Origin of the sequence: Cutibacterium acnes (assembly GCF_003030305.1) — a bacterium.
Classification (GTDB): Bacteria; Actinomycetota; Actinomycetes; order Propionibacteriales; family Propionibacteriaceae; genus Cutibacterium; species Cutibacterium acnes.
Genome location: NZ_CP023676.1, coordinates 584,904 through 597,367 on the forward strand (window position 1 = coordinate 584,904; position 12,464 = coordinate 597,367).

12 protein-coding genes and 1 tRNA gene are annotated in these 12,464 nt (G+C 60.1%); 11 read left to right on the forward strand and 2 right to left on the reverse strand.

Translation table 11 applies throughout. The annotated features are described in order from the left end of the window. Positions 1–54: 54 nt before the first annotated feature. The 10 genes from mfd (at position 55) to CPA42_RS03015 (ending at position 10,203) form a co-directional block, all read left to right on the forward strand. A complete protein-coding gene (gene mfd / locus CPA42_RS02970) occupies positions 55–3,681 on the forward strand; it encodes a transcription-repair coupling factor (RefSeq protein ID WP_002518816.1) in 3,627 nt (1,208 codons plus the stop codon). A 61-nt stretch (positions 3,682–3,742) separates the two neighbouring features. Then, positions 3,743–4,258: a hypothetical protein gene (locus CPA42_RS02975; protein WP_002516660.1), complete on the forward strand. Its 516-nt coding sequence runs from the start codon at positions 3,743–3,745 to the stop codon at positions 4,256–4,258. 8 nt (positions 4,259–4,266) lie between these two features. Then, a complete protein-coding gene (locus CPA42_RS02980) occupies positions 4,267–4,905 on the forward strand; it encodes a nucleoside triphosphate pyrophosphohydrolase (protein ID WP_002516694.1) in 639 nt (212 codons plus the stop codon). 115 nt (positions 4,906–5,020) lie between these two features. Continuing rightward, a complete protein-coding gene (locus CPA42_RS02985; RefSeq protein ID WP_002516683.1) occupies positions 5,021–5,551 on the forward strand; it encodes a hypothetical protein in 531 nt (176 codons plus the stop codon). 87 nt (positions 5,552–5,638) lie between these two features. Next, entirely contained in the window at positions 5,639–6,919 is a 1,281-nt protein-coding gene (gene eno, locus CPA42_RS02990; RefSeq protein ID WP_002516702.1) for a phosphopyruvate hydratase, read from the forward strand. A 299-nt stretch (positions 6,920–7,218) separates the two neighbouring features. Further along, a complete protein-coding gene (locus tag CPA42_RS02995) occupies positions 7,219–7,659 on the forward strand; it encodes an FtsB family cell division protein (RefSeq protein ID WP_002518817.1) in 441 nt (146 codons plus the stop codon). Positions 7,660–7,666: 7 nt separating this feature from the next. Further along, complete coding sequence (locus CPA42_RS03000; RefSeq protein WP_002516630.1) at positions 7,667–8,209, forward strand: DUF501 domain-containing protein; 543 nt, start codon at positions 7,667–7,669, stop codon at positions 8,207–8,209. Further along, positions 8,206–9,138 carry a Ppx/GppA phosphatase family protein gene (locus CPA42_RS03005; RefSeq protein ID WP_002516725.1) on the forward strand — a complete coding sequence of 311 codons (933 nt, stop codon included), beginning with the start codon at positions 8,206–8,208 and terminating at the stop codon, positions 9,136–9,138. Before CPA42_RS03000 ends, CPA42_RS03005 begins: the two co-directional genes overlap by 4 nt. Positions 9,139–9,148: 10 nt before the next feature. Further along, positions 9,149–9,222, forward strand: a tRNA-Leu gene (locus CPA42_RS03010). 147 nt (positions 9,223–9,369) lie between these two features. Then, entirely contained in the window at positions 9,370–10,203 is an 834-nt protein-coding gene (locus CPA42_RS03015; protein ID WP_002517278.1) for a Bax inhibitor-1/YccA family protein, read from the forward strand. 71 nt (positions 10,204–10,274) lie between these two features. Here the strand turns inward: CPA42_RS03015 and CPA42_RS03020 are convergent, their stop codons facing one another. After that, positions 10,275–10,904, reverse strand: coding sequence for an NUDIX hydrolase (locus CPA42_RS03020; protein WP_002518819.1), 630 nt, complete (start codon positions 10,902–10,904; stop codon positions 10,275–10,277). Between the two features lie 142 nt (positions 10,905–11,046). Next, on the reverse strand, positions 11,047–11,886 hold the full coding sequence (locus tag CPA42_RS03025; RefSeq protein WP_002516731.1) for a hypothetical protein: 840 nt from the start codon (positions 11,884–11,886) through the stop codon (positions 11,047–11,049). A 199-nt stretch (positions 11,887–12,085) separates the two neighbouring features. On the opposite strand from CPA42_RS03025, the gene CPA42_RS12670 reads away from it, so the two are divergent. Beyond that, positions 12,086–12,334 (forward strand): hypothetical protein, encoded by a 249-nt coding sequence (locus CPA42_RS12670; RefSeq protein ID WP_007401027.1) that lies wholly within the window; start codon positions 12,086–12,088, stop codon positions 12,332–12,334. The last annotated feature ends 130 nt before the right edge of the window (positions 12,335–12,464 follow it).

Sequence of the window (12,464 nt, forward strand, 5' to 3'; positions counted from 1 at the left end):
GCTCACCTCGACATGCTATGGGGAGGGGAGTCCTCGAGAACAACTTCACGAGTGATGGTGAGTGTCGGTACCACCACGTACCCTATGTTGGTGACTTTTGGCGGACTGACCTCCCTTCTTTCCCGCGAACCGGTGCTCTCCCATGTTGTGGAGGACGCCCTTACCCGGCGCACTCCCACCCTTGACCTTCAGGTGGCAGCTTCGGCCCGCCCGGCGGTGGCAGCCGTACTGGGCCGGTCTCTCGACGGTTCCGGACGTCTGCCAGTATTACTCGTGACGAGCACGTTCCGAGAGGCCGAGGAATCAGTTGCTACCTTGAAGACGTGGCTCGGCGCCGACGCTGTCTGTTACTACCCATCGTGGGAGACCTTGCCTCATGAGCGTCTGAGCCCGCGTACGGACACCGTCGGTCGACGCATGGAGGTGCTGCGTCGGCTGTGTGGTACCGAGGGTGAGGTACCACAGGTGGTGGTCGCCCCGGTGCGCTCCTTGCTGCAGCCTCAGGTTGCCGGTCTGGGACGCGTCGCCCCGGTGCGCCTGGCAGTGGGAGAAGAGCATGACCTTACCGAGCTCGCGACTGAACTCGTCAACGCCGCCTATAGCCGGGTTGACATGGTGGAACGCCGTGGCGAATTCGCAGTACGTGGCGGCATCGTCGACGTCTTCCCACCGGTGCTAGAACACCCGGTCCGTATCGATTTTTTTGGTGACGAGATCGAGGAAATGACCTCCTTCGCGGTAGCCGACCAGCGATCCACCGACGAGACTCACCAAGAACTGATCTGCGCTCCTTGCCGTGAGCTCATCCTCACCGACGAGGTACGTTCCCGAGCCAAGGCTTTGCTGACCGACCATCCCGAATTAGCTGACATGTTGGAGCGGATCGGCAACGGTCAAGCTGTCGAGGGGATGGAGGCTCTTATGCCGGCCCTCGTTGATGAGATGGAACTACTCGTCGACGTCTTGCCTGAGCATGCCATGGTCGTCCTGTCAGATCCAGAGATGGTGCGCTCTCGTGCTGCGGATCTGGTTCGCACCTCCGAAGAGTTCCTCGGTGCTGGATGGGCAGCTGCCGCCGGCGGCGGACAAGCTCCTATTGACCTGGCTGCTTCGGGTTATCGCAGCTTGGCCCAGGTAAGATCGCACTGTCTAGAGCGCGGCATGGCCTGGTGGTCGATGTCCTCTTTTTCTCTGGATTCTTCGGCAACTGATGTCCTCGTCGACGACGACATCACCAGTGCTCCGCAAACGGTTAATCCCCAGCTCGTGGCCGTTGAGCCGTGGCATGGCGACGTCGAGGCAGCTGTTAAGGATCTGACGGCTCGCCTTGACGACGGCTGGACGGTCCTGTTGTGCGCCGAGGGTGAGGGCATGGCCAAACGCATGTCCGAGCTGTTGGGGGAGCACAACGTCGCGGCCAGACTGGTTGACGATGTCGACCCGGATGCCACCGAGCCATGCGTTCAGGTCATCCGACTTCACCAGCGTCATGGGTTCGCGGCCGAGTCTGTCAAACTGCTCGTTGCTTCCACCGGTGACCTCGCCGAGTCCCAGGATCCCGGTGGCACTGGCGAACGTCGCATGCCTCGACGACGTCGAAATCAGATCCAACCCCTGGAGCTCAAGCCGGGCGATCTCATCGTCCACGAGCAGCACGGTGTGGGGCGGTACGTGGAGATGGTGCAGCGCACTGTCGGCGGCGCTACCCGCGAGTACCTCGTTATCGAGTACGCGCCCTCCAAAAAAGGTCAGCCTGGTGATCGCCTCTTCGTGCCGGTGAACTCGCTGGATCAGGTGACCCGATATGTCGGTGGGGATGCCCCCAGCCTCGACCGTATGGGTGGGGGAGACTGGCGCAAGCGCAAGGCGCGTGCCCGCAAGGCGGTCCGTGAAATCGCCGCCGAGCTCATCAAGCTCTATGCTGCTCGCCAGGCCACTAAGGGGCATGCTTTCGGCCCTGACACTGCGTGGCAGCGGGAGTTGGAGGGCGCCTTCGCTTACGTCGAGACACCTGACCAGCTCACCACCATTGCCGACGTTAAGCGTGACATGGAGCAGGTCGTTCCGATGGACCGGCTGGTCTGTGGTGATGTCGGCTACGGTAAAACCGAGATCGCGGTACGTGCTGCGTTTAAGGCGGTTCAGGACGGCAAGCAGGTGGCGGTGCTGGTGCCCACTACTTTGCTGGTGCAGCAGCATTTCCAGACCTTCACTGAGCGTTACGCAGGTTTCCCCGTCAAGGTGGCGGCCCTGTCTCGTTTCCAGACTGACACCGAAGCCCGCGAAACCCTCGAGGGACTTCAACGCGGTACCGTCGACGTCGTCGTCGGTACCCATCGCTTGCTGGCCAAGGAGGTTGAGTTCAAGGATCTCGGCTTGGTCATCGTCGACGAGGAACAGCGTTTTGGCGTCGAGCACAAAGAAGCGCTTAAACGCATGAGGGTCAACGTCGATGTGCTTGCTATGAGCGCTACGCCGATCCCGCGCACCTTGGAGATGGCGGTGACAGGCATCCGCGAGATGAGTACGATCGCCACCCCACCAGAGGAGCGTCACCCGGTGCTCACTTTCGCCGGACCCTATGACGAGGGGCAGGTTGTTGCGGCGATCCGGCGTGAACTTGCTCGTGAAGGTCAGGTCTTTTACATCCACAACCGCGTGCAGTCCATTGAAAAGACAGCTGCCAAGCTGCGTGAACTTGTTCCAGAAGCGCGGATTGTCACTGCGCACGGCCAGATGAACGAGAAACAGCTGGAACAGATCATGGTGGACTTCTGGGAGCGTCGTGCCGACGTCCTGGTATGCACGACGATCGTTGAGTCGGGTATCGACATTTCTACCGCCAATACTCTGCTCATCGATCGAGCTGACCTTATGGGGCTGTCTCAACTGCACCAGTTGCGTGGTCGTGTGGGGCGGTCTCGGGAGCGTGGCTATGCCTACTTCTTGTACCCGGCGGACAAGCCACTCTCCCAAACGGCTCACGACCGCTTGGCGACGATGGCCGCTCACACCGACCTGGGTTCTGGCATGGCCATCGCCATGAAGGATCTGGAGATTCGCGGCGCCGGGAATCTGCTTGGTGGTGAGCAGTCCGGGCACATTGCTGACGTTGGCTTCGATCTTTACATTCGTCTGGTAGGTGACGCCGTCGCTGAGTTCCGTGGGGACAGCACCACTGCCGATGAACCGGAGATGCGTATTGAGCTGCCCGTTGACGCCAACCTTCCGGTTGAGTACGTCGAAACTGAACGCTTACGCCTTGAGATGTACAAGCGATTGGCTGAAGTGCGCAGTGACGAGGAGGTTGACGCCATCGGGGCCGAGTTGGTCGACCGTTATGGACCGATGCCCGAGCCCGTCCAAGCTCTGCTTGGGGTGGCGCGATTCCGCCTGCTATGTCGACAGGCGGGAATTCATGAGGTCGTTCCGGCTGGACGCAACATCAGGTTTTCGCCGGTGAATCTGCCGGAATCCCGGGTGATGCGCCTCAAGAGGTTGTATCCCGGATCGGTGGTCAAGCAAACAGCGGGTTTGGTGCTGGTGCCTAAACCCATGACTGCAACGATTGGGGGCCAGCCATTGGGCGGTGCCGACTTGTTGAAGTGGAGTGCCGACCTCGTGACGAACGTCCTGGCTGTTGACACCCCGATCGGCGCGGGCCGGCCCACTGAGCCATAGAATTGTGCCGTTGGCGGCATAAGATGACCAGCTGTACCCTTTTTTCGTGGCAGGAGATGTGATGACGATGCGACGACGACTCGGTGCCGCTGCGGTGGCTGTTGCTCTGGTGAGTGTGGCTTCCGGGTGTGCGAGTTCCCCGAGCAACGCGGCCACGGTGGGAAATACGACGGTGACCATGAAGTCCGTTGACGATGCCGTCGAGCATTGCTCGAAGTTCATCAACCCGTCCTCGGAACTCACCCCGCGCCAGATCATCGCCTCGACGGTTATTCGTGGAGCCGTTGCGCAAGAGGTCCTGGACAAACGCGGAGCGAAGCTCTCTGACGCCGAACGTGACCAGATTGTCGCTCGAAATGGTATGGCTGCCTTAGATTCCGATCAGGTCTGTCACACGATGGTTCGTAGCTTCGCGGGTGTGTTCCATCTTTTCGACCTCGAGGGTGACAGGAAGGCGAAGGCTGACCTGTCCGCCGTCGATGTGAAGGCCAACCCACGCCTAGGGTCCTGGGACGCTAACAACCTGGTCGTTCAGGGCAGCTCGTCGCTGTCCCAGCCCTTCACTAAGACTTCCTGATCCCGTTGATGGCGGCTGAGTACGCACGACCCAGGGCCGAATTCAGCGAGCTCGTCGAGGTGATGGCAAGGTTGCGCGACGAGTGTCCGTGGGATCGCAGTCAGACCCATCGATCCCTGGTGACCTATCTAGTCGAGGAGACTGGCGAGGTCATTGACGCGATTGAGGCCGGTACCGATGACGATCTCGTTGAGGAGCTGGGGGATCTGCTACTCCAAGTCGTCTTCCATTCCCGGATCGGTGAGCAGGGGGGACGTTTCGACATCAACGAGGTCGTCGGTGGAATCGTCGCCAAGCTTGTGGCCCGTCACCCCTATGTGTTCTCCGATGAGGAGGTTCCTGAGGACCTCGACGCCGCATGGGAGGCTCGTAAGGCAGCGGCCAAAGGACGTACGTCCAGCCTGGACGGGATCGCCTACTCCCTTTCCAGCGTGGCCCGCAGCGCTAAGGTCATCTCACGGGCACGCACTCGTGGGGTGGGCGTCAAGCTGGCCGACGAGCCGATCACCGCGGCGGAGACTGGTGACCAGCTTGTGACTCTCATTGCTCGCGCCCAGGCAAGCGGTGTTGACGCGGATCAGGCGCTACGAGACCGTTTGCGCGATCTCGAAGACGAGATCAGGAAGGCTGAGTGCCGAACTGACTGACCGATGCGGTTTAACACCGCTTATTACTGCGGCATCCCTTGTTGTTGAGGCGGTGGTCTGGCCGACTAGGCGACAAAGACCAGTACGGTAGTCGGAGGCACGGAGGAGGTGTGTGATGCGACGAGCCCTGGCAGCGCTGTTTGCCGCCGTCGTCGCCTTGGGGGCGCTGTCTGGCTGCAAGGGCAGCGCGAACGACCCGGCTGGCGTCACTGAGGTTTCGGATGCGCCTACAGCTTCCGTGCCGTCGGTGAGTCAATCCTCCGGACCTAAACCGACCCCGCAGGATGTGAATCCGAACACCAAGTTGACGGCAACCCCGCAGCGAGGTGGGCTGAAGGACTTTCTTCCCGGCGTCACTGGGATAATTAGTGATCGTGTCGTCACGGGCTCCACGTCCCAGACCGTCGTCGTCAAGGCTGGCACCGTCACCGACTACTACTTTCTGTGTGATACCACCGATGCGCTGATGAGCGTCACCGAAAATGACGAGTCGACGGCATCGACCCCGTGCCATGAGGGATTCGCCCATCTGAGCGTTGGTAAGCGGGCACAGAGCGGGCAGATCGAGCTACATATCGACGCACCTGAGAACGTCACGTACGAATTCGTCATCACTGAAAACCCAGCGGAGGATCAACGGCAGTGAGTGACGGTCAGCCCTGAGATACCTCTAGTTGGACGGCTCCGATACGCTTTGGGGTGGACGCAAAGATCCTCTTTGAAAGGTTGGTCCATGGCAACCATCGAATTCATCGAAGCCCGTGAGATCCTCGATTCCCGCGGCAACCCGACCGTTGAGGTCGAGATGATCCTCGACGACGGCACCCAGGCCCGCGCTGCGGTTCCTTCGGGCGCTTCGACCGGTCAGTTCGAGGCCGTTGAGCTGCGTGACGGCGATAAGAAGCGTTACTCCGGTAAGGGTGTTCTCAAGGCTGTTGAGAACGTCAACGAGAAGATCGCCGAGGAGGTGCTCGGCTGTGACGCGAGTGAGCAGCGCATTATCGACCAGATCATGATCGAGCTCGACGGATCCGACAACAAGGGCAAGTTGGGTGCTAACGCCATCCTTGGTGTCTCCCTGGCTGCTGCTCATGCTGCTGCTGACTGTGCGGAGCTCCCGCTGTACCAGTACCTCGGCGGACCGAACTCCCACGTGCTGCCCGTTCCAATGATGAACATCCTCAACGGTGGTGCCCACGCCGATTCCGACGTTGACATCCAGGAGTTCATGATTGCCCCGATCGGCGCGGAATCCTTTAAGCAGGCCTACGAGTGGGGCGCTGCCGTTTACCACTCCCTCAAGAAGGTTCTCAAGGACAAGGGCTTGGCTACCGGTCTGGGTGACGAGGGCGGTTTCGCCCCCAACCTTCCCAGCAACGCCGCCGCTTTGGACCTCATCCTTGACGCCATCAAGGCCGCCGGCTTCGAGCCGGGTAAGGACGTCGCCCTCGCCCTTGATGTCGCTGCTTCCGAATTCTTCGAGGACGGCAAGTACACGTTCGAGGGCCAGGCTAAGACCTCGGCTGAGATGATCGCGTACTACGAAGGCCTCATCGCCAAGTATCCGCTGGTCTCTATTGAGGATCCGTTGGACGAGGAGGATTGGGACGGTTGGGCCGAGTTCACGAAGAAGCTTGGTGAGAAGATCCAGATCGTTGGCGACGACTTGTTCGTCACTAACCCGAAGCGCCTTGCCAAGGGAATCGAGACCAAGGCTGCCAACGCCCTGCTCGTCAAGGTGAACCAGATTGGCTCCCTCTCGGAGACTATCGACGCCGTCGAGCTGGCCCATCGCAACGGCTACCGCTGCATGATGTCGCACCGTTCTGGTGAGACCGAGGACACCACTATCGCCGATCTCGCCGTCGCGCTATCGACTGGTCAGATTAAATCCGGTGCCCCGGCCCGCGGCGAGCGCATCGCCAAGTACAACCAGTTGCTGCGTATTGAGGAGGAACTGGGCGACTCGGCCGAGTACGCCGGTGCTTCCGCTTTCCCGCGCTTCCAGGCCTGACTGACGCTATGAGGTGCTGACCGCAGCACCTGACATGACACGACCGTCCCGGTACTGCCGGGGCGGTCGTGTCATGATGGACCACGATGGCCACTACACCAAGCAATCGACACCGTCCGTCCGGAAGGTCCCAGCGACCGGCCGGGGGACGGACACACGCGTCCTCGCCGAACCGCTCAGGTCCGAGGAACCGCGGAAATTACCAGCGCACTACGCGCACAGAGCCTCCTCGTAATCGAGCTACTCAGGAGGAGGGGGGTCAGCCTCGCCGGTTCGGGCTCACCCTCAGAGCAGTCGTTATGGGTGCGGCTGTTCTGCTGGTACTTGTCATGATTACGCCTAGTTTGGGTATCTACTTCTCTCAGCGTTCCCAGATCTCCCGGACCCAAGACGACGAGGCTCGGACACGCGCTTCTATCTCGACCCTTCAAGACGAGGTCAAGAGGTGGCACGATCCCGACTACGTCCGTGCTCAGGCGCGCTCCCAGCTCGGCTGGGTGATGCCGGGCGAAACTGGGTATCAGGTCATTGGAGAAAACGGTAAGGTCATTGGATCGACGACTTCTTTGGACGAAAAAGATCCGGCGAATGAAGCCAGCGCTGACGCTCGCTGGTGGCGAAAGGCTGCGGGATCAGTCCAGGACGCTGACCATCCCGCCCCGCCCCACCCCTCCCCGGGGGCGATGATCACGCCTACACCTTCAGCGAAGTTGTCTTCGCCCAGCCCTTCTCGTCGATGAGGTGACCATGCTAGAAGAATTTACTGAGAACGACCGTCAGGACGTCCGGGACCAGCTTGGCCGCGAACCACGAGGAGTCGCCGGTGTGGCCTGGCGCTGTGGTTGCGGTAAACCAGGTGTCATTGCTACCGAGCCTCGGCTGCCGAACGGCACCCCGTTTCCGACGACTTATTACCTTACCTGTCCGCGTGCTGCATCCCTCATTGGGACCCTGGAGTCTTCGGGGCTGATGGCTCGGATGACCGAACGACTCGGTGAGGATGAGGAGCTTGCCGACCAGTACCGGCGCGCCCATGAGTCCTATATTGCTGATCGCGTTCAGATCGGCGAGGACGCCGGTCTTGACCCGGTTCCTGAGATCGATGGGATTTCCGCTGGCGGTATGCCGACGCGCGTGAAATGTCTGCATGCTCTGGCAGGGCACGCCTTAGCTGTCGGGCCTGGGGTCAACCCGTTTGGGGATGAGGTCGTTGCAGAGCTGGGAGAGTTCTGGTGCGACCCATGCGCCCCTGAGCATCGCGAGCCCGAGTCGGACAGGAGGATTGTATGAGCGGCAGCCACACCGTTGCAGCTATCGACTGCGGGACGAATTCGATTCGCCTCCTCATCGCATCAGCCGATTCGGACGGGCGTTTGGTCGAGCAGGCACGAGAACTGGAAATGGTGAGGCTCGGTCAGGGGGTTGACGCCACCGGTTCCTTCCGTCCCGACGCCCTTGAGCGCACTTTCTCAGCCTGTCGCACCTTCGCCCAGGCTATCGCGGACCACCACTGCGACCGGGTGCGTTTTGTTGCCACCTCGGCTGCTCGTGACGTCTCCAACCGCGATGCCTTTTTCGCGGGAGTCCGTCAAGCTCTGGGGGTGGACGCGGAGGTCATAGACGGCATGGAAGAGGCGAGTTTGTCTTTTGCTGGAGCGATTTCTGGGATCCAGGTAATCGATGAGCCGGTTCTTGTTATTGATTGTGGAGGTGGCTCGACGGAGCTGGTGCTGGGCCGTGGGTCTAGCATCGACTCTCGGGTGAGCCTCAATATTGGCTCGGTACGGCTGCGTGAGCGTTTCCTCCATGACGACCCGCCCACCGTCGAGCAGATCGACGACGCTCGCAAGTACGTTCGTGAAGCCTTGGATTCCTGCCCGGTTGACGTTGCCGCCGCCCGTACCGTCATCGGCGTTGCGGGTACGGTCACGAGCTTGTCCGCAATTGGCCAGAATCTCACAGATTATGACCGCGCCAAGGTGCATCGTTCGGTACTGACGGTCGGCCAGATTTCCGACCTGGCGGGCAAGTTGCTCTCGTCTACTGTTGATGAAGTCGAGCAGATGGGACCGCTGAAGCGACGCCGTGCAGAAGTGTTGTGTGGAGGTGCCGTTATTATTGACGAGGTATGCCGTCGTGCGACGGCAGGTAAACTTGTCGTCTCGGAGACCGATATCCTTGACGGCATGGCGCTGGCAATGCTGGCGCAGGGGAGCTGAAGTGCTCCTGGCCCCCGTAGCCCAACCGGCAGAGGCAGACGGCTTAAACCCGTCCCAGTGCGGGTTCGAATCCCGTCGGGGGTACACAGCTTCACCAGGAGCAGCTACGCAGTGTGTACGACCTCAGTCGTCGCTAGTGTGAAAAGCTCGTTCCGCGGTACGGGGAAGGTTTCGTGTCGTCGCTGCGTTGTTTAGAGTAGACGTCACCACACGTCTTCACAGGAGGATCACATGGCTAACCCGGTCTTTAGCCGAGCCGAGGCCTTCCAGCCGCGCGGTAACCCGTACGGGCAGCCGGCGTACGCAGGTCAGGGGTATCGGGCGCAGTACGGCGTATCAGGGCAGCCTGGCGGCGAGTCGGGCTCTCTATTAGACGGCCCGCAAGGACAGAGTGCCGAGCGCGCGATGACTTTTGATGACGTCCTCGGCCGTACTGGCCTGGTTCTGCTCATCATTGCTGCCATTGGTGCTGTGAGCTTCGCGCTGATTGGGCCGAACGTGGTGGCAAGTGGCCCTGCCTTGGTGGTCGGATCGATTGCAGCATTCATTACTGCGATGGTCGTCAGCACTCGCCGTACGGTGCCGGTCGGTGGCGTCATCTTCTACTGCATCTGCGAAGGGCTGGTCCTTGGCTCTATGTCAGCCATGTTTGAGACCGCTTACCCCGGTATCGTGGTGCAGGCCGTCTTGGGTACTTTCGCCGCTGCCGGCGTGACCTTGGCGGCATACAAGTTCTTTAATATCCGGGTGACGCCGCGATTTCGTCAGATCGTCATCATTTCCACCTTCGGCTTTGCCCTTGCGATGCTCGTCAACCTCGTGTTGATGCTATTCAGGATCAACATTGGCGTTGCTAGTTTTGGCCCTATCGGCATCTTGTGCTCAGCGCTGGGTGTGGTGCTGGCCGCCATGAACCTTGTCGTAGATTTTGACTACGCCGAGCAGGGTGTGCGCAACCAAGCCCCAGCATCTGAGTCTTGGCGTGCGGCCTTCGGCATCGCTGTGACGATGGTGTGGCTCTACACAGAGATCTTGCGGATTCTCAGTTACTTCCGGGCTGATTGACATTGACGCCAGAGGGGGCTTGGTCATCGTGACCAAGCCCCCTTCGTCATGCCTGTGGTAACTGTGGCTGATCAGGTGCTGGGGACGTCGCGCAGATGGGTCTCAAGACACATGCGTGTCGCGGCTCCCCAGGACAGCCGACGCCAACGCCACAGCGGTATCCACTGGGCTGACTGGGTGGTGCCACCGACGTCGATGACGTAGGGGTCGGTGGGGTTTTCGCTGGTGGCTGAGTAGATGATCCGCAGGGCATGGAAGTCCTCTAGCACCCCGGTGGGGGAACGGCCGATCCAATGATCGGACTGCAGATCGATGATGCGGTTAAGGCGGACACGCTGTCCGGACTCTTCCATGACCTCACGGGTGACCGCTTGCGCGGGGGATTCACCGGGTTCTAAACCACCTCCAGGTAGCGCCCACAGGCCAGGGACTGCGGTGCGTGGCGAGCACTCGGTACCCAGTAATCCCCGCCGTGACCGTACAACGGCGTAGGCCGCAATGCGTTGGTACGGACGAACTGGTTCGTCGGCTTGTCTGTCCTCGGAGAGATCCGGCACGCTCTTTCGGGTGCGGGGAGGCTGAGAGCTAGACGTTCGAGGCGCGACGTGGGCGGTGACGACGATCTCGTCGTCGACCCGATCGGCAGATAAGTACTCTCTGACGACGAGCCCGTGACGCCACAATTCGACGTGTGGATTCATCCCATGGCGGACGCGGAAGGCATGGGTCTGCCCACTGCCTGGCGTTCCGACTGCGGTGATGAGCACACTTTCATTCAACCACCTTGATCCGAGGCTAGCGGTCTAGCTCCTTGATGGGCTGAATTATTCGAGGACCTGGAAGCTACTTGATCTTGTCGGTGACGTCGGTGCCGTCGGTATTAAAAGCCCTAGTCAGGCCGTTAATGTCAACGCGAAGGACGGGCGTGTCAAGCTTCGTGTCCTGAGAAATGGTCCATTCCATGTCGGATGGCTTCTGGTGGGCTTGCGCAGCCGCGAGATTCATGATGCGGACGATGACGTGTGGATTCAGGAGGCCAGGCGAGAAGGTTGCGGACGCGTCGCTCCTGCGTTGTACCGCCCATGCGGGCATATCGGCAGACCGGGTCCGCCTCATGACGATGCCAGGTGTCGTTGTCGGCGTATCGACGATGATGGCCTTACCGGGCTGGTAGCTGATCTGGTCGACTTGCTTAGCGCTCGCGACAGCATCACTTAATGCCTCAGTCATGCCAGAAGTCGATGCGAAGTCAATGTGGTTGATGGCAGATCCATTGGGTCGGAAGAAGACGGTCTGGGTTTCTGGCTTGGTCGAGACTGTCATGAGGACAGTACCTTGGTTGTACTCGACGATCTGCAAGTTCTGGTTCATATGGGATCCGGAGATATCGGCGGCCCTGCTTAATATCACGGGCAACTTCTCTACGGCGAAGTCGCCAGGATTGAAGGGGCGTGACGCTGTTTGAGTGCTCTGAGTTGCTGACGAGTCGATCTTGCCGTTCTGCCAGGTCCAGATTGTTGGGGAGTTACCGATCTGAACGGTGATGCTGAGCGCACCCTTAGTGATGTCTACCTTGGTGATAGGTCCATTGCCCGACGCTGCAACAAGTTCATTGATGATCGCGCGGGTATGGATGCCATCGAGCGGGGATACCGAGGCCGTGACCTTGGACGACGGGACCAAAGCAGTTCGGCTCGGCTCGTCTGAAGGCGTCGTGGGAGTTGTTGAAGTACATGACGCACACACGCATAGCGCGGCCGCACTGAGGATCACGCTTGCGGTTTGACGGAACCTTATTCGATACGTCATGGGGTGAGTCTATGAGGAGTTCAGCGACTGGATAGGTCTCGAGAGGGGCAACGACGGGGTAGGTAGGCCCGGGGTGAAGATGCGGCTGTTTTGTGGGTTTGTGTTGGTGGTGGGGGTGTGTGTAGTGTGTGTTGGGCCGTTGGGGGCTGCGTGTGTGGTTCTTGGTGGTGGCTGTGTTTGGGATGTTTTCTTGTCGGGTTTGACGGCGGGGGAGGGTTCCGGTATGGTTTTCCGGGCTGCTGCTTTGGTGGTGGTGTGGTTGGCTGGTTCTGCTGGCTGGTTCTGGGATCGTGGTTTTGTGGTTTCGGGGTTGGTGTGGTAGGGTTGGTCGGGTCGCCTTGTGATGGTTTCTGCATGGTTTGTGTGGGGATTGTTGTGGTGGGTGTGATGTTTGAGAACTCAACAGTGTGTCTTTGATAGTCAATAGTTTTTGATGCATCTGTTTGTTGTGG